A 15,841-nucleotide genomic window follows, 5' to 3' on the forward strand; every position below is an offset into this window, starting at 1 on the left:
CGACGAAAACAGTTATCATCGTGGCGGGCACCTAAACTTCCATGATGCATCCATGATGCACCCATCGGGGGGCAGATGTCGAATTTTGTTACCGTACGAGTGCCCGCTCGCCTTCACCTTGGCTTCCTCGATCTCAATGGCGATGCCGGACGTCGCTTTGGCAGCGTTGGGCTTCCGTTGAGTGAACCCGAAACCGTTGTCACCCTGTCGCGGTCCGGCGAGACCATAGTCGAAGGTTCCGAGAGCGTTCGCGCCGGTGAGCACTTGTCGACGCTCTGCAGGCATCTCGGCATTCGCGGCCAGCACCATTTGGTGATCGAACAGTCGATCCCGAGTCACGCCGGCCTTGGGTCCGGCACGCAGATCGCCCTTGCCGTCGCCTCGGCACTGCGAACGCTCCACAACCTGCCTCTCGATGTCGCCGGCGACGCGACCCTGCTCGAACGAGGCGGCCGATCTGGAATCGGCATCGCAAGTTTCGAAGACGGCGGCGTGATTGTCGACGCGGGCAAGGACGAGCGTGGCGGACCGCCTCCGGTCGTGGCGCGGCTGCCGTTTCCCGAAGAATGGCGCGTCATCCTCATCCTCGACCATGCCGGGCATGGACTGCATGGCGAGGCAGAGGTCGCGGCGTTCCGTTCACTGCCACCCTTCCCGACGGCGGGCAGCGGCGAGATCTGCCGGAGGGTACTGATGGGTATCATGCCGGCCTTGGTCGAGCGCGATCTTGCGGCATTCGGCGCTGCCGTCACCGCGATACAGATGCTGATCGGCAGCCATTTCGCTCCGGCGCAGGGCGGTGTGTTCACCTCAAAGCGGGTCGAGATGGTCGCTCACCGTCTCAATAAAGCGGGCGCCGTCGGGATCGGCCAGAGTTCCTGGGGACCCACAGGGTTTGCCTTCGCGCCGTCGCATGACGCCGCGCTCAAATTCGTCGGCGCGGTTCAGAAGACAGCCGTTGAAGACGGCCTTCAGATCAAGATCGTCAAAGGCAGGAACTCCGGCGCGAAGATCAGTTCGACCGGACTCGGTCTCGTCGGCAGCTGACGCTTCAGATTCCAAGCAGAAAGGCGAGAAATGGCCCGCAAACATATCCTGCATATGCTGACGCCGTTGAAGCACATGAGCCCGTTCGACGTGAACATGGCGCTCGACGCTGGCTTCGATAGCGTGGTCCCCTATGTCGATGTCGACCTTGGTGAGGTGACAGGCCTGGTTCAGGACGCGATCTTTTCGCGCCCGCCGGATGCGGGTGTCGATACCGGCATCTTTATCGCCGGGAAGGATGCTTCGTTGGCGCTCGACATGTTCGATGCCGCGAAGAAGGCGATGGTGCCGCCTTTCCAGGTTTCGGTATTTGCCGACCCCGCCGGCTCGTTCACCACGGCCGCGGCGATGGTGGCCAAGGTCGAAAAGGCGTTGGAGAAGAAATTCGAGCGCGGGCTGAAGGACACGAGGGTGGCTGTTTTCGGCGCCACCGGCGTGGTTGGCTTCTGCACCGCCGTCATCGCGGCAAGGGAGGGCGCCCGCGTCACGCTTGTCGGCCATGACGGCATCGAAAGGGTGAAGCAGATCGCTGCCGAGATCAAAAGCCGATTCAAGATCGGTGTCGATGCGGCTGACGGATCGAGCGATGCCCGGAAAGCCGATCTGGTCGAAGCAAGTGAGGTCATATTGGCTTGTGCGAAAGCCGGCGTCCAGGTGGTTTCAAAGGCCCAGTTGAGAGGAAGCGGCTTGCTTATCGCCGCCGACGTCAACGCGGTCCCGCCCGCAGGCATCGAAGGATTGGCCGTCAATGCCAATGGCGACCCGCTAGAAGCGGCAAAGGTCGTCGGGATTGGCCCGCTTGCCATCGGCAACGTCAAATATAAGGTCGAGTCTGGCCTTTTCAAAAGAATGATCGAATCCGAAAAAACGATCGCGCTCGATTTCCAGGAAGCGTTTTCCCTTGCACGCGAGATTGCCAAATAGCGCCAGATCTCTGCTGATCGCGGCGATTTCAGGCCGGGCATTGGCCATGGCTGCGCGGCGTGCGGGCTATCGTCCGTTGGTCGCTGATTTCTTCTGCGATACCGATACGGTTGCGCTGGCAGAACGAACGACCAAGCTGCCGGGCAACCTACAGGACGGCATCGACGGCGAGCGCATCATCGAGACGCTTCGGGACCTGGTCGGCGAAGACCAGCCGGTCGCCGTCGTCCTGGGCTCGGGTTTTGAGCGGATGACGGAGACTGTCGACGCCGTCGCTCGCCATTTTCCGCTTGCCGGCAATCGCGGCGCGGCGATCAGCAGGATCAAGGACCCGCAATTGCTGGCCGCGGATTGTGCCGAACTCGGCATCCCACATCCGGAATTCCGGTGGGATCGACCGCCTGAGCCAGACAGCTGGGTGGCCAAGACCGTGGGCGGCGCCGGGGGTGGGCATATCAGACAGGCGGCCGGAGAAAGCCAGACCACCGGCCGCTATTTCCAGCGTTTCGTCGCCGGACGCAGCATCTCGGCCCTGTTCGTCGGCGACGGCCAGGCCGCGCGCATCGTCGGCTTCAGCCAACAATGGACTTCCCCCGTCTCCACGGCGCCCTACCGCTATGGCGGGGCCGTGCGGCTGAGACGCTTCGACCGCAGGCAGGCGGCGGTCATCGGCGGCTGGCTTTCAGCCCTGACGCGCCGTGCCGGCCTGGTTGGATTGTGCAGCGCCGATCTCATTCGCGGATCGGATGGCTACAAGCTCATCGAGATCAATCCGCGGCCAGGCGCCACGCTGGACATTTTTGACGAGGCCGACGCGCCGCTGATCGAAGCACATCTGCGAGCTGCAACCGGCGGAACTTACCGTTTGCCACGCTTCGTCGATTCGATGGCTTCAATGGTGACCTACGCCGCGACGCCAATCGCGCGGTTTCCGTCGATTGCGTGGCCCGAATGGACCGCTGACCATCAGTCGCCCGGCACCCCTCTGATTGCCGGCGACCCCGTCTGCACCGTCTTCGCGCGCGGTCCGAACGCCGATTTGACCAGGCGGCTCATCAAGGGGCAAGCCCGCCGGTTGCAACTCCAATGGGAAGGAGACCGGACATGAAAGACGGTTCGGCATTCCTGAACGACAATGCACAGCGCATCGCTGACGGCATGATCAGCGACGCCGAACGGCTGCGGATCGCCGCTTCCAAGGGAACCTTGGGCGAGCTCCTTATCGATGTCGGCGCCAAGGCGCCCGGCAGCGTCGAGGCCGGGCTGCGCATGGCGGAGGCGGCGATGGGCGGTCTCGGCAGCGTGTCGGTGTTTATGGACCGCACGGAGCGGAAATGGCCGTTCACCGTCGAGGTGCGCTCGTCGCAGCCGGTACTAGCCTGCCTAGGCAGTCAATATGCGGGCTGGAACCTGTCTGCCCAGGACTATTTCGCCATGGGATCGGGACCGGCGCGGGCACTCGCCCGCGTCGAACCCCTGTTCGACGCGCTTTCCTATCGAGACACCGCATCGTCCGCCGTGCTTATCCTGGAGACTGCCAAACCGCCTCCCCCAGCAATCGTCGAGAAAGTGAGCAAGGCAACCGGACTGGCAACCGACAAGCTCACCTTCCTCTACGCGCCGACGCAAAGCCTTGCCGGCAGCCTGCAGATCGTTGCGCGCGCGCTCGAGGTTGCCCTGCACAAGGCCAACGATCTCAAATTTCCGCTGGAGAACGTTGTCGACGGCATCGGAGCGGCGCCAATCCCCGCCCCCCACCCGGATTTCCTGACCGCCATGGGCAGAACGAACGATGCCATCATCTATGGCGGCAGCGTCCAGCTCTTCGTAAAAGGGTCGGCAAAAGAGGCCAGCAACCTCGCGGAGAAACTTCCGAGCCGCGCCTCACGGGACTACGGTCAACCCTTTGCCGAGATCTTCAAGCGGTTCAAGGGGGATTTCTATGCCATCGATCCACTGTTGTTCAGCCCGGCCGAAGTGATCGTGACGGCGATCGAAACCGGCGACACGTTTCGCGCTGGCCGGCGTGATCCAAAGATGCTCGAACGGAGCCTCGGTTAGCATGGCGGCACAAAGAGACCCGTCCGTCATCCGCCACATCCGAGGCACCACATGATCCCTCGCATCCTGATCGTCAGCGACAATTCGGACACCGGCTCAAGTGGCCTCGCGGCAAGGCTTGGTCGACGGGGCGCTATTGTTGCAACCGTGCCGCTGGCGGCGATCGCGTTCGACACCGGCAGCCCGGGCGGACTTTCGATCCCCGGTTTCGGCGGTGCGCTGCCCGATGCCGTGCTCGTCCGTTCGATCGCCGCAGGATCGTTCGAAGCGATCACCCGGCGCCTCGGGGTACTGCACGCGCTGAGCCGGCTGTCGGTTCCCGTGTGGAATTCGGCGCAGGCGGTCGAACGCTGCGTCGACAAGTCGATGACGACTTTCCTCTTGAAAAATGCTGGCCTGCCAACGCCACCGACATTCGCCGTCGAAGGACTTGCCGCCGCCAAGGAGATCGCGGCGCAGGAGCTTCGGGAGGGACCGCTGGTGCTGAAACCATTGTTCGGGGCGCAAGGCCGCGGGATAAGGCTGATCCGTACGCTCTCCGACCTTCCCGCCGCAGACGAGGTGAACAGCGTCTACTATCTCCAGCACTATGTGTCGCGCGCCGGCCCGCCCTTCCGGGATTTCCGCGTTTTTGTCTGCGCCGGCGAAACAGTCGCGATGATGAGCCGCAGCAGCGACGACTGGATCACGAACGTCAACCGGGGTGGCGTGCCGGAGCCGGTTTCGGGACCTGGCAAGGCTGAGCTGGCATCGCTGGCTGTCGCCGCGTCAGCCGCCGTCGGCGCGGATTTCGCCGGCGTGGACATCGTGCGAGCCGACGATGGCAGCTTGTTCGTACTCGAGGTGAACAGCATGCCCGCCTGGTCAGGACTGCAATCGGTGGTCGCTGTGAACATCGCCGAGGCGATCGCCGATGCCCTGCTGAAATTCCTGGCCGACCGCACCGAAGCGACCGCCGCGCCGCGGCCCTTCCGTTTCACCGCGCCGGCGAATTCGTAACGGAGCGGCAGGATGGCGTTATCGCGTGAACGCCTCCGGGCTAGCTACAAGGATGCCTGCCGGATGGAGATCGAAGCTCTGAAGCCGGGCAATGTCCACCTGTTCGCCGACGGACACGGCATGTCCGCCGCCCAGTTCATGATGAGTGCCGAGGTTTCGTCCGAGCCGCTGACCGATCCTCGCCTCTCGGTCGGGCAGCGCATGCTGGAGGCGGTGCGTGCGACACGCCTGGCGGTAGCAACCAACACCAATCTCGGCATCGTCCTCCTGGCGGGGCCTCTGATAGGCGCCGCCGAAATGAGGAGTGGCAGCTTGCAGGACAATCTCGACTCGCTGCTGCGCGCGTTGAGCATGGACGATACCAGGGCAGTGTTCGAGGCGATCGCCATGGCAGCGCCAGGCGGCCTGGGAGATGCCGCGAATGATGTGCGGCAGGAGCCGAAGGTTCATCTCTTGGAAGCAATGCGGGAGGCTGCCGACCGCGATATGATCGCCCGCCAGTATGACACCTGTTTCGGCGACGTGTTCGGGGTAGGGCTGGCCGCGCTGGTAGGGGCGCTAGCTCGCGGAGAAAGCGGCATGTGGCCGACCGTGTTCGCCTATATGGCGTTTCTCGCAGGCTTCCCCGACAGTCACGTGGTGCGCAATCACGGAATTGAAGTCGCAAATCAGGTGCGACAGGACGCTCTTTCCGTTCAGGCGACGCTCCATGCCAACGGCGACGAGCCGTCACGCATTCGCCTGCTCATGGAGTTCGACCGCCGGCTGAAGGCGGACAAAGTAAACCCCGGCACCTCGGCCGATCTGACCGTGGCTACTCTTTTAGTCCACACTCTAGGCACTCGCTTGCATAATCGCGGCGTTGGTGCTTGACTTCCAAAAGCGGGAGCTGTGCTTCCGCGGCTATCTAGCCAACCGGTCCGGGCAATCCGGGCGCTGCCAACAAGGATAGCTGTCCATCGAGCGCCTGCTCGGTTGCAGCGTCCGTGGACATCATAATTGTGTCTTGGAGGAAATTGGCATGGCAAAAATCTCGAAGGTAATGGTCGGTGAATCGCTGGTCGGGGACGGCAACGAAGTCGCGCATGTCGACCTGCTCATCGGGCCGCGAGGGAGCGCAGTCGAAACGGCATTTTGCAACGCGCTCACCAACAACAAGGACGGTTTTACCTCGCTTTTGGCGGTGATCGCGCCCAATCTTCAATGCAAGCCCAATACGGTGATGTTCAACAAGGTCACGATCAAGGGCGCCAAGCAGGCTGTACAGATGTTCGGCCCGGCGCAGCACGCCGTTGCAAAGGCAGTGCAGGACAGCGTCGCGGACGGGACAATTCCGGCAAACGAAGCGGACGACGTGTTCATTTGCGTTGGCGTATTCATCCATTGGGACGCGGCCGACGACGCCAAGATCCAGAAATACAACTACGAGGCGACAAAGGAGGCCATCCAGCGCGCTATCGCAGGAACCCCGACCGCCGCCGAAGCCACCGCTCAGCGCGACAACGTCAAGCATCCGTTCGCGGCCTAGACAAGAGACAGCCCCGCACAGGAAAAGCCATCTTCCGAAACGGATGGTCTGTTGCGCCGGCTGAAAAGGGTTCTGGGCTTTTGAAGCGACACTCCCGAAGGGCGCCCGCCTTTCGGGGGTGAGGAGCAACTGTGATCAGGCGCCGAACGACGCCAGGTGACTAGGTGTGAGCGTGGCGTTGTGCAGTGAGGTTGCGACCAGCGCTGCGGCGATGCCCATCGCTGACAATGCGTGGATATCGTTGTCATCGCGGACGCCGCCGGCCGCGATGACCGCGCGACTTCCCGCCTTGGCCTTGACCTCCTCCAGCCGCCTGAAGTCCGGGCCGGCGGCCGCACCGACTTTGGCCAGCGTCATGACGATCACCTTTTGCGGCCAAAGCTCGGGCTCAGCGAGAAGAGAACGCGGTCCGCAAAAATCATCGCCAAGGAAATCAAGGGACAGGATGAGATCGGGATGATCGCGAAAATGCCGGAGCAGCACATCGTCCTGCTGCGATTCGGAGCCCAACACGGGGTGCACCGAACGTTCAGCAAGCGCCGCCGAAAGTGTTTTCCTGTCTGCTACGCCGGCATCGACCCAGAGCTCAGGCGGCTGCGTCATCGCCCTCAGCCGGGCAAGTGCGTCGCTGTTTGGAGTACCGCCTCCGATGGCGTCCAGATCGGCGATGTAGAAGGTCGAAAAGGGATAAAGCGTGCGCAACCCTTCGGCGACGGCGAGGACATCGGAACTTCGGCTGAGCGGGGTAACGATCGGCCGGTAGCGATCGCGTTTTCCTTGCTGGGCGCGAACGACCTCGCCGCCTTTCAAGTCGAGAACCGGAATGATGCGCAACGTTTTTCTCGCCGACCAACTGCTGTCATGAAAGCTTGAAGTGTGGAAAAAAGAAAGAGCATCATTGCGGGCTTCGACATTGGCGGCGCGCATCTGAAGGTGACGCGCGCGCAAGGCGGCCGCATCGTCGGCGCGGTAACGATCGCCACGCCGCTCTGGCAAGGGTTGCACAGCCTGACCTCGGCCCTCGACGAAACAGCTCCGATCTATGCGGAAGCCGATCTCAACGCGTTCACCATGACGGGCGAACTGTCGGACATCTTTGCGTCCCGCGATATCGGCGTGACGACGCTGCTGGATCAGATTTCCAACCGTTTTCCCACAGGCGAAAAGCTGATCTATGCCGGATCATCCGGCTTTGTCGAGGTCGAGCAGGCAGCGCGGCTGAGCACCGATGTCGCCTCCGCCAACTGGCACGCGACAGCCTCTTTGGTGGCAAAATTGGCCGGCGATGCCCTGTTCGTCGACATGGGCTCCACCACCACCGACATTATCGCAATCAAGAATGGCGCCGTCGTCAATGAGGGGTACACCGATGCAGGACGGCTTCTGACTGGCGAACTGGTCTATACGGGATTTACCAGGACATTTCTGTTCGGCGTAGCCTCGTCTGCTCCTGTCCATCGAAGACTGACGCCATTGATGAACGAGTATTTCGCCTCGATCGCCGACGCGCACCGGATCCTGGGCGTGCTCGATGAGGAGGACGACATGCACCCTTCCGCCGACGGCAAGGAAAAGACGGTCCACGGCTCAATCGCGCGACTGGCGCGCATGGTCGGGCGCGACGCCGCTGAACTTTCGCCGCCGGAATGGGGTGAAGTCGCACGCTGGTTCAGCGAGCAGCAATTGCGGAAAATCCACGACGCAGCATCCCTGGTTGCCTGGGGTCTTGCTCAAGATGTTCCGATCGTCGGCGCCGGAACGGGCCGCTGGCAGATCAGGCGGCTGGCCGAGCGCATGGAACGTCGCTTTGTCGATTTCGCCGACATCGTCCCCGCTCATGAAGCTGTTCGCGGCGAGGCCAGCCGCGCCGCACCAGCATCGGCGGTGGCGCTGCTGGCTGGATATCGATCACAAGCAGCGTAGCGGCGCTCGCGCCGTCACGCTCACGCGTCCCCGCTGCTGGACCCTTTGGCGGCTAGGTGATCGCTGACACGCTGCATCAGCCAACCCCAGGCTTCCCGTTCGTCGGCGCCGGCTGTCTTTTCGATAGAGATCGAAAGATACGCGATCTCGGCCTCGATCTTGTCGCGGGGTAGCATGCCAAGCCGGCTGACCAGGATGGCCAGTTCCAGAACAGCCGCCTTGGCACGGTTAAGGCCGGTGAAGGGCGCATGCATTTCCTCTCGAAGCACGCGGCAGAAATGGCGAGGGCGCACGCCATCATCGTCAACGCTCTCGACTTCGAGAACCGAATGCGCCAGCGCAGTCGCCAACCGGGGAACCAGAAAATCTTCAAGGGGAACGGTCGGCCAGTCCTTGCGCCCGGTCAGGCATCCAGCGAAGACGCGCACGTCGTCGGTGTAGTTGGCGATGGCGAACGGCACCGCCGCCAGATTGTCGAGCGTAACCGAGGGACGAAACGGTGCGATGACCCAGCCGTCTTTTTCGGAGATTATGCCGATCGGCGCGATATGGACCTTTCCTGTCTTGTCGACAGTGGTGATGATTGTCTCGCGAATGTAAGGCACCTAGCCCTCCTTCTTCGCGCGAAGCGTTTCGCCCGGTTTGGCAAGACGGGTACGGTCGGTTTCGGGAGCCGGTGCGGCAACGCCCCATGCGAGCGGCTCGTCCTGAACATAGCGCTTGCCGAGGCGCCACGCGATCTCGGCCTTCGTCAGTTCCGCGCCCAGATAGAAAGCATGCGCACCATCGGTCTCCACGCCAAGTCCGGCGAAGAATTCGAACGCATCCGTGGCAACCGCGTGCCCTTTGCCGTTGAAAATATGAATGCCGTCCTCCGCTGCCGCGATACGGTAGTTGGCGTCGCGCACCTCGGCCGCCAATCCAGCGATATCATCGGTCGAGGCCGTGAAGGGCTTGCGATCGTGGATCTGCAGCAAGCCTGGGTGATAGCTACGCGGCAGTGCACCGTCATTGCGGGCGGCGAACATGATGCGACGGGCAATGTCGTGCTCCTCGATCGTCCGCTCCGTGTGAGGGCTGACATGTACGGCTAGCACGTTTCGAATCCCGAGTTCCGAGCAGAGCCCCGTTAGAACGGCCGTAACGCCAGAACTGTCGGCGTCGGTAAGTTCGGTGAGATTGCCGGTGCCCATCAGCAATTCGATCTTCGGCCAGCGGCGGCGCGCCTCGATGAAGCGGCCGAGCGATTGGGCGAAGCCGAAGTGGATCGGATCCAACACGGGATCGGCGATAAAGGAAATGCCAGCCCTTTGCGCCGCATCGATAGCGCGGCCAAGCGAATCCAGATCGCCGGGGGCGGACGGGATCAACACCGCCGTAGCCCCATGGCCGAACACTAACGGCAGCGTGTTCTCGTCGAGGCTGAGAAGATAGTCCGCACCGGCGCGTGCACCGATCGACAGTTCGTCCGCGCTGGCCGAATCGACGCTGACCTGAAATCCTTGTGCCTTGAGCTCGCGCACAGCCTCCGACAGCAACGGAAATGGCGTTTCAGGCAGGCAGCCAAGATCGATGACATCGGCGCCGGCCGCAGCTAGCGTCCCCGCCCGCAGCGTGAGCGCTTCGATCGACAGCATTGGCGCATCGACGATCTCGGCGAAGATGCGCATATCGTGACGCGTAAGATCCGGCGGCTCGCCGACACGGCCGAGAAAGGCCGGCAGGTCCGCGATCTCGTCAGGACCGCGCGCAAAGGGCACGCCGAAATGGTTCGACAATTGCTCGATATCGCCGCGATAGCGCCCTGGCAGGATAAAGCGGTCAACGGCGTTGGGCGCGATGAGACGCCGCTTTATGATGTCTTCGGTCATCAGTGCGGCGACCTTGACACCTATGTCGACCACCTCCCACGAAAACTCCGTCTCGCCCAGACCGGATAGCAGCTTTTCCAACCGTGCCCTGGCCAGATGTCCCGTGAGAAAGACCAGCCGCTCAGCCATGGCCGGACAGCTCGGCCCGGCGGTGCTGAACCGCCGCGTTGAGGTCCGCGAGCGACTCGACGACCTGGGTTCGTTCGAACCCCTTCAGCCGCTCGGTGTTTTCCAGGTCAATCCTGCGCGGATAGACTTTGACCAGGCCATGCGGCGCCATGGTTTCGAGTTCGGGTGCGGTGTCGCAGGCAAAGACGATGATCGGCACGCGGCACTTTCCGGCTTGCGCAAAGACGTTGGTGGCAAGCGTATCGGATATACCCCAGACGCATTTGGCAACCGTGTTGGACGAGGCAGGCGCCACCACGACCGTGTGGTAGACGCCGTGGTAAAATTCGCCGACGGGAATGGCGCTCGCCGTCTTGTCGTGCAGCACGCGCGTCGTCTCCGGAAAATCGAGTTTGAGCTTGTACATGCGCAGCACTTCATTGGCGGCTTTCGACACGAAGACATCGCAATGTTCGAGTTGGCGAACAAGTGCGAAGCTCTCCGTGAAAAAATGCCCGGACCCCGTCAAAACCCACGCCCAGCGCGGCACGTGCAGCTTCACCATCGGCTATCCTGCCTTCTTTGCCGAGCGGGTCGAAGCCACAATCCCGATGCCGGGCAGCTTGCCCGATGCGAGTAGCGCGCCCGCCTCGGCGGCATCCTTCGGACCGGCGAGACGGAAATCGATGCCGTCGGGCAGCATGGCGGCAAAGCCTGGGTCGACAATGCCCCTGGCCTTCAGGCTGTCAGGGGTATCGTTGTCGAAGAATGCATCGGTCTGCTTGATAAGCAACAGCGCGTTCGCGCCAAGCTTCCCGGCAAGCCAGGCAGCCAGGGAATCGGAGGTAATGTCCCAAGAGGCCGGAACGTCCGGTGCCGGCAACGCAAGTGACGACGGCAGCCACACCGGAACCTTGCCTTCGTCCAATGCTCGCACAATCTCCTCCAGCGATCGTGCCGGCGTCAGTCTTTCGTCCCGATCGAGGATGACTTGGCCGAACTGCTCCATGGCGAGGATCGCCATGGCATGTGCGGCGGTGTCGGAAAAATCCATGCGGGTCTGCGTCTCGCGCACCTGGTCGGCAAACAGGCCGCCGCCGGGCACGATGACGATCGGTAGCCTGGAACCCGCCAGCGCCGCGATCCAGCTCGTCATTTCCGCCGCATGGGCAGTGCTGCCACCAAGCTTGACGACGGCCCGCCCGAGGACGTCGGAGCCTTGCTGGCGCGGCCGAGAAACACTACCTCGGTCTTTTCGGCCGGCAGAGCCGGAGGCGACACCGCGTCCTGCCGATTGGCGCTTGCGTTCGATCTCGACGCCGACACCGCCAGGCCCGAGCTCGAGTTTTTCCACCCTTACCGTGACGCGCACGACGCGCTGGTTCTCCAGAACGTGCGCCGCCACTTGCTCGGCCAAAGCCTCGCTGAGCTGAATGTGCCCCCGCGCGACGATGGTGCGAATGCCATCCATGATAATGTCATAGGAGAACACATGGCGCATGTCCTCGGGATGGTCGGTGACTTGCAGCACGTCGGCGATCACATCAAAGCGCACCTTTTGAGTATGACCATGCTCGAAGCTGTAGGCACCGATCTGGACCGGCAGAACAAAATCCCGCACGAAAATCCTGTCCGTGCCCAGTGTCGGATCTGTGCCCGGCGAATAGCCTCTCGCTGCCAACAGGCGATAGTCGATGCTCGATTTACCGCCCGTCCCAGGCTCTGCCGGGACCAATTCGCGAATCTGCGAGACCGCCTCGGCGCTGATTGAACCCGAGCGGCCGGCATGGCCACACAGCGCGCCGCGAAAGCCGAGGAAATCGGGAGCGAAAGGCAATAGACGTGGAATATCCGGGGCTTCGAGCGATCCGCTCAGGCCAACCATCAGACCGAGCGACTTGGCTCGATCGACGAATCCCGGAATCCGCTCCGGTGGCAAATGGTCGAGCAGCCGGCCCTTTCCCTTCTGCGCGGTATCAACCATCACGCCGTGGAAGCGGTGCCTGCCGAATACCGGCAGGAGCTCGAAGTCCGGCGCCAGATCGGCAAAGAGCACAGCGATCAACTTCGTTCGCGCGGCCAGCGGTTCGAGCGCCTCCGCGCAGGCAGGGATGTGAGCCGATGGGAAAAACCCGATCTTGACATAATCGACGCCGGTCGCCGCGATCTCTTCAGCCTTGGCGCGGATCGTTTCGGGTTCCATCGGCAGGTCGCCGCAGACCGCGCTGACCGGAGCCCGACCAGCGATGAACGAAATCGTTCGGCGGATGGTTTCCGTGGGTACCGCGCCCAACGCTCCCGCCTTCGGATCCTTCAGATCGACGATGTCGGCGCCGCTCGAAAGAACGATCTCCGCCTCTTCGATGCCGGTGACGCTGGCCAGCATTCTGGTCATTTGAACAGTTTCTCCAGTTTGGAGGACAAGATCTTTTGTCCTTCGTCCGCTTGATTCTCGCGCACGTCGCGGATGACATAGCTGCGAACGACCTCGAAATCGAAGATGGCAATCTTTTCAGCCGCCATGGCATGTTTGTCAAAAAGACACCGAGCCAGGGCAGACGCGAAAAGTCGTCCGATAGGGTTTGATAAATTTTGCGGGTCGGCTAAGTTGACCATGGGCACCTGGACTTGGCGCTGCTCCGACACCCGTCGGACCTCAGCGCAAGAATGGGTAATTACTATCGATGACGAGCGCGGTGCCGGGCACTCTCGCCGCCTTTTTGTGCTTTTTTTCCCTGACCGTCAACGCTCCGGGCGCGATAGCCCAGGAAGCGGCGGCGAAGCCGGAAAAAAAGGTCACTGAAATCAAGATAGGGTATTTGCGGGCCTACGCGCCGCAATTGACGCTTTCCATGCTCGACCTGCCGCCGCGTGATGAAGGTGTCGCCGGCGCCACTGTGGCAATCGGCGATAACAACACCACCGGAAAATTCACCGACCAGAAATTCAGCCTCGACGTGACCGAGATCAAACCCGAAGCCGACGCGGTTCAGGCATTCGAGGACCTGATCGCCAAAGGTGACCACTATGTCGTCGCAGACCTCTCGGCCAAACAATTGCTGTCGATCGCCGATATAGCCCGCGACAAGGGCGTGCTGATCTTCAACATCGGTGCCACCGACGATAGCCTGCGCGAGGAGGACTGCCGCATCAATGTTTTTCATATCGCGCCGACGCGCAGCATGCTTGCCGATGCGCTGGCGCAGTATCTCATGGTGAAGAAGTGGCCGAATTGGGTGCTGCTCTACGGCTCGCATGAGCAGGACCATCTCTACGCCGACGCGTTGCGCCGCGCGGCAACCCGTTTCGGCGGCCAGATCGTCGCCGAGAAGGAATTCAAGGACACCGGCACGGCCAGGCGTACCGACACCGGCGCCACGCAGATACAGCAGCAGATTTCCGTATTCACGCAGGATCTGCCGGAGCACGACATTGTGCTTGTCGCCGACGAAAGCCAGGTGTTTGGCACCTACGTGCCCTACCGCACCTGGACGCCGCGGCTGGTCGCCGGCACGGCCGGGCTTGTTGCATCGTCGTGGCATCCCGCCAGCGAGCAATGGGGCGGCATCCAGATGCAGAGCCGCTTCCTGAAGACGACGGCCCGGCGGATGCTTTCCAAGGACATGTCGGCGTGGACAGCAGTGCGTGCCGTCGGCGAAGCCACCACGCGCACCAAAGGCGACGATGCCAAAAAGATCAGTGACTACATCCGGTCGGGCGATTTCTCGGTTGCCGCCTTCAAGGGACAGAAACTCACCTTCCGCAAATGGAACCTCCAGCTTCGCCAGCCGATCCTGCTTGGCGACACCAAGTCGGTCGTGTCGACATCGCCGCAGGAGGGCTATCTCCACCAATTCTCCGAACTCGATACGCTTGGTATCGATCAGCCGGAAACGAAATGCGTTCTCAAGTAGGGCCAAAGGGGAGGAATTTGCGTGCAGACACGAGCTTGTGCATTGGCCATTCTCGCGGCCGGCCTCACGGCCAGCCCGGCATCGGCCTATACGGCCTACGTTTCCAACGAGAAGGACAACACGATGACGGTCGTCGACACGGCCACCATGCAAGTGGTGAAGACCGTCGAGGTCGGCCAGAGGCCACGCGGCATCACCATCTCGCATGACGGCAAATTCGTTTATCTTTGCGCCAGTGACGACGACACGGTCGAAATCATCGACACCGCGACGCTGCAAATCGTCGGCACGCTGCCATCTGGCCCCGATCCCGAATTGTTCGTGCTCTCGCCTGACGGCAAGACGCTCTATGTCGCCAATGAGGACGACAACCTCGTCACCGCCATCGACGTCGAGAGCAAGCAGGTCATGGCCGAGATTCCAGTCGGCGTGGAACCGGAAGGCATGGGTATCAGCCCTGATGGCAAGATCATGGTCAACACCTCGGAAACCACCAGCATGGCGCATTTCATCGACACTGGCACCCACGATGTAACCGATAACGTACTGGTCGACACGCGCCCGCGCTTTGCCGAATTCAAGCCGGACGGCTCGCAGGTCTGGGTCAGCGCCGAGGTCGGCGGCACCGTCAGCGTCATCGATAACGCCAAACGCGAAGTGGTGAAGACGATCCAGTTCGCGATCCAGGGATTGCGGGCTGAGACCATCCAGCCGGTAGGCATCGCCATCAGCGCCGACGGCAAGAAAGCCTATGTCGCGCTCGGCCCGGCGAACCATGTCGCCGTGGTCAATACCGACACCTACGAGGTCGAGAAATACATCCTCGTCGGCCAACGCGTCTGGCACCTGGCCTTCACACCCGACCAGAAAACGCTGATCACCACGAATGGCAACTCCAACGACATCACGTTCATCGATACGGCGACCGACGAGCCGGTCCAATCGCTCACCGTAGGCCAGCAGCCTTGGGGTGTGGCCATTTCGCCCAAATAGCAGACATTGATCATGGGGAGGATCGCGACATGAAATTTCGCCATAGGTTTATCTTCGCCGCGCTCGCCGGATTTGTGCTTGCTCCGATCGCCGCAAGCGCGGATGACGCAACGCCAAAACCATCGCGTGCCAGCAAGAACCTGCCGGAATTGATTATCGGCTCGGCCGATTCCACCTATGCCGTCAATCAGAAGGATTTCGAGCTGATCGCCGGCCAAGGCTATCGCTGGAAGATCACCTCCAAGGGCGGTTTCGAATACAAGTTCGTGACCGACCTGTTCCGCAATGTGTGGATGGACCAGATCGTCATCGACGATCTGGAGGTGCATATGGACGGCGGACCGGCCTGGCTGGAATTCGACGACGCGGGAACGATCCAGGTGCAATTCCACACAGTTCGCCCCGGCGAGTATACCTGGTCGGTTCCCGACCTCGCCGACAAGGGCCTGAAGGGCAAGATCACGATCAAGTGA

At 62.0% G+C, this 15,841-nt stretch carries 17 protein-coding genes; 11 read left to right on the top strand and 6 right to left on the bottom strand.

Annotated elements, in window-relative coordinates; all coding sequences use genetic code 11:
* Nucleotides 1-75: 75 nt before the first annotated feature.
* From FJ959_RS22525 to fae, 7 genes are all read left to right on the top strand, one after another.
* A complete protein-coding gene (locus FJ959_RS22525) occupies nucleotides 76-1,047 on the top strand; it encodes a beta-ribofuranosylaminobenzene 5'-phosphate synthase family protein (RefSeq protein ID WP_140524695.1) in 972 nt (323 codons plus the stop codon).
* A 30-nt stretch (nucleotides 1,048-1,077) separates the two neighbouring features.
* Nucleotides 1,078-1,971 (top strand): NAD(P)-dependent methylenetetrahydromethanopterin dehydrogenase, encoded by an 894-nt coding sequence (locus FJ959_RS22530; RefSeq protein WP_140566625.1) that lies wholly within the window; start codon nucleotides 1,078-1,080, stop codon nucleotides 1,969-1,971.
* Between the two features lie 46 nt (nucleotides 1,972-2,017).
* Nucleotides 2,018-3,079 (top strand): ATP-grasp domain-containing protein, encoded by a 1,062-nt coding sequence (locus FJ959_RS22535; protein ID WP_224655934.1) that lies wholly within the window; start codon nucleotides 2,018-2,020, stop codon nucleotides 3,077-3,079.
* Nucleotides 3,076-4,032 carry a methenyltetrahydromethanopterin cyclohydrolase gene (gene mch, locus FJ959_RS22540; protein ID WP_140515161.1) on the top strand — a complete coding sequence of 319 codons (957 nt, stop codon included), beginning with the start codon at nucleotides 3,076-3,078 and terminating at the stop codon, nucleotides 4,030-4,032. The genes FJ959_RS22535 and mch overlap by 4 nt, the downstream gene beginning before the upstream one ends.
* Nucleotides 4,033-4,083: 51 nt before the next feature.
* Nucleotides 4,084-5,031 carry a RimK family alpha-L-glutamate ligase gene (locus tag FJ959_RS22545; protein WP_140515160.1) on the top strand — a complete coding sequence of 316 codons (948 nt, stop codon included), beginning with the start codon at nucleotides 4,084-4,086 and terminating at the stop codon, nucleotides 5,029-5,031.
* 12 nt (nucleotides 5,032-5,043) lie between these two features.
* A complete protein-coding gene (locus FJ959_RS22550; protein WP_140515159.1) occupies nucleotides 5,044-5,904 on the top strand; it encodes a triphosphoribosyl-dephospho-CoA synthase in 861 nt (286 codons plus the stop codon).
* A 148-nt stretch (nucleotides 5,905-6,052) separates the two neighbouring features.
* Nucleotides 6,053-6,559 carry a formaldehyde-activating enzyme gene (gene fae / locus FJ959_RS22555; protein ID WP_140498176.1) on the top strand — a complete coding sequence of 169 codons (507 nt, stop codon included), beginning with the start codon at nucleotides 6,053-6,055 and terminating at the stop codon, nucleotides 6,557-6,559.
* A gap of 135 nt (nucleotides 6,560-6,694) precedes the next feature.
* On the opposite strand, the gene FJ959_RS22560 is transcribed toward fae, so the two are convergent.
* The gene (locus tag FJ959_RS22560) at nucleotides 6,695-7,486 is read right to left on the bottom strand and encodes a HisA/HisF-related TIM barrel protein (protein WP_140515158.1); all 792 of its coding nucleotides are present in this window, start codon (nucleotides 7,484-7,486) and stop codon (nucleotides 6,695-6,697) included.
* Between FJ959_RS22560 and FJ959_RS22565 the strand changes: the two genes are divergently transcribed.
* The gene (locus tag FJ959_RS22565; protein ID WP_140524699.1) at nucleotides 7,436-8,482 is read left to right on the top strand and encodes a hydantoinase/oxoprolinase family protein; all 1,047 of its coding nucleotides are present in this window, start codon (nucleotides 7,436-7,438) and stop codon (nucleotides 8,480-8,482) included. The genes FJ959_RS22560 and FJ959_RS22565 overlap by 51 nt on opposite strands.
* A 20-nt stretch (nucleotides 8,483-8,502) precedes the next feature.
* On the opposite strand, the gene FJ959_RS22570 is transcribed toward FJ959_RS22565, so the two are convergent.
* Genes FJ959_RS22570 through FJ959_RS22590 form a run of 5 tightly spaced genes read right to left on the bottom strand, consistent with a single transcriptional unit; the run spans nucleotide 8,503 to nucleotide 13,107 of the window.
* A complete protein-coding gene (locus FJ959_RS22570; RefSeq protein ID WP_140524700.1) occupies nucleotides 8,503-9,087 on the bottom strand; it encodes a DUF447 domain-containing protein in 585 nt (194 codons plus the stop codon).
* Nucleotides 9,088-10,482: a DUF6513 domain-containing protein gene (locus tag FJ959_RS22575; protein ID WP_140632159.1), complete on the bottom strand. Its 1,395-nt coding sequence runs from the start codon at nucleotides 10,480-10,482 to the stop codon at nucleotides 9,088-9,090.
* The gene (locus tag FJ959_RS22580) at nucleotides 10,475-11,026 is read right to left on the bottom strand and encodes a flavoprotein (protein WP_140632161.1); all 552 of its coding nucleotides are present in this window, start codon (nucleotides 11,024-11,026) and stop codon (nucleotides 10,475-10,477) included. The genes FJ959_RS22575 and FJ959_RS22580 overlap by 8 nt, the downstream gene beginning before the upstream one ends.
* A gap of 3 nt (nucleotides 11,027-11,029) precedes the next feature.
* A complete protein-coding gene (locus FJ959_RS32390) occupies nucleotides 11,030-12,856 on the bottom strand; it encodes a (5-formylfuran-3-yl)methyl phosphate synthase (RefSeq protein ID WP_140632164.1) in 1,827 nt (608 codons plus the stop codon).
* On the bottom strand, nucleotides 12,853-13,107 hold the full coding sequence (locus tag FJ959_RS22590; protein WP_140560484.1) for a hypothetical protein: 255 nt from the start codon (nucleotides 13,105-13,107) through the stop codon (nucleotides 12,853-12,855). Before FJ959_RS22590 ends, FJ959_RS32390 begins: the two co-directional genes overlap by 4 nt.
* 38 nt (nucleotides 13,108-13,145) lie before the next feature.
* Here FJ959_RS22590 and FJ959_RS22595 point away from each other — a divergent pair, with 38 nt between their 5' ends.
* Genes FJ959_RS22595 through FJ959_RS22605 form a run of 3 tightly spaced genes read left to right on the top strand, consistent with a single transcriptional unit; the run spans nucleotide 13,146 to nucleotide 15,841 of the window.
* On the top strand, nucleotides 13,146-14,375 hold the full coding sequence (locus tag FJ959_RS22595) for an ABC transporter substrate-binding protein (protein ID WP_140632166.1): 1,230 nt from the start codon (nucleotides 13,146-13,148) through the stop codon (nucleotides 14,373-14,375).
* Nucleotides 14,376-14,417: 42 nt separating this feature from the next.
* Entirely contained in the window at nucleotides 14,418-15,368 is a 951-nt protein-coding gene (locus FJ959_RS22600; RefSeq protein ID WP_246679005.1) for a YVTN family beta-propeller repeat protein, read from the top strand.
* A 29-nt stretch (nucleotides 15,369-15,397) separates the two neighbouring features.
* Nucleotides 15,398-15,841 carry a hypothetical protein gene (locus FJ959_RS22605; RefSeq protein ID WP_140557423.1) on the top strand — a complete coding sequence of 148 codons (444 nt, stop codon included), beginning with the start codon at nucleotides 15,398-15,400 and terminating at the stop codon, nucleotides 15,839-15,841.

The sequence above is a fragment of the Mesorhizobium sp. B2-2-4 genome, from assembly GCF_006442375.1.
GTDB lineage: Bacteria > Pseudomonadota > Alphaproteobacteria > Rhizobiales > Rhizobiaceae > Mesorhizobium.

Excerpts from the sequence above, each read along its gene's own strand:
- FJ959_RS22525 (WP_140524695.1), top strand. The coding sequence starts at position 76 with ATGTCGAATTTTGTTACCGTACGAGTGCCCGCTCGCCTTCACCTTGGC.
- FJ959_RS22530 (WP_140566625.1), top strand. The coding sequence starts at position 1,078 with ATGGCCCGCAAACATATCCTGCATATGCTGACGCCGTTGAAGCACATG.
- FJ959_RS22535 (WP_224655934.1), top strand. The coding sequence starts at position 2,018 with ATGGCTGCGCGGCGTGCGGGCTATCGTCCGTTGGTCGCTGATTTCTTC.
- mch (WP_140515161.1), top strand. The coding sequence starts at position 3,076 with ATGAAAGACGGTTCGGCATTCCTGAACGACAATGCACAGCGCATCGCT.
- FJ959_RS22545 (WP_140515160.1), top strand. The coding sequence starts at position 4,084 with ATGATCCCTCGCATCCTGATCGTCAGCGACAATTCGGACACCGGCTCA.
- FJ959_RS22550 (WP_140515159.1), top strand. The coding sequence starts at position 5,044 with ATGGCGTTATCGCGTGAACGCCTCCGGGCTAGCTACAAGGATGCCTGC.
- fae (WP_140498176.1), top strand. The coding sequence starts at position 6,053 with ATGGCAAAAATCTCGAAGGTAATGGTCGGTGAATCGCTGGTCGGGGAC.
- FJ959_RS22560 (WP_140515158.1), bottom strand. The coding sequence starts at position 7,486 with ATGCGCGCCGCCAATGTCGAAGCCCGCAATGATGCTCTTTCTTTTTTC.
- FJ959_RS22575 (WP_140632159.1), bottom strand. The coding sequence starts at position 10,482 with ATGGCTGAGCGGCTGGTCTTTCTCACGGGACATCTGGCCAGGGCACGG.
- FJ959_RS22580 (WP_140632161.1), bottom strand. The coding sequence starts at position 11,026 with ATGGTGAAGCTGCACGTGCCGCGCTGGGCGTGGGTTTTGACGGGGTCC.
- FJ959_RS32390 (WP_140632164.1), bottom strand. The coding sequence starts at position 12,856 with ATGACCAGAATGCTGGCCAGCGTCACCGGCATCGAAGAGGCGGAGATC.
- FJ959_RS22595 (WP_140632166.1), top strand. The coding sequence starts at position 13,146 with ATGACGAGCGCGGTGCCGGGCACTCTCGCCGCCTTTTTGTGCTTTTTT.
- FJ959_RS22605 (WP_140557423.1), top strand. The coding sequence starts at position 15,398 with ATGAAATTTCGCCATAGGTTTATCTTCGCCGCGCTCGCCGGATTTGTG.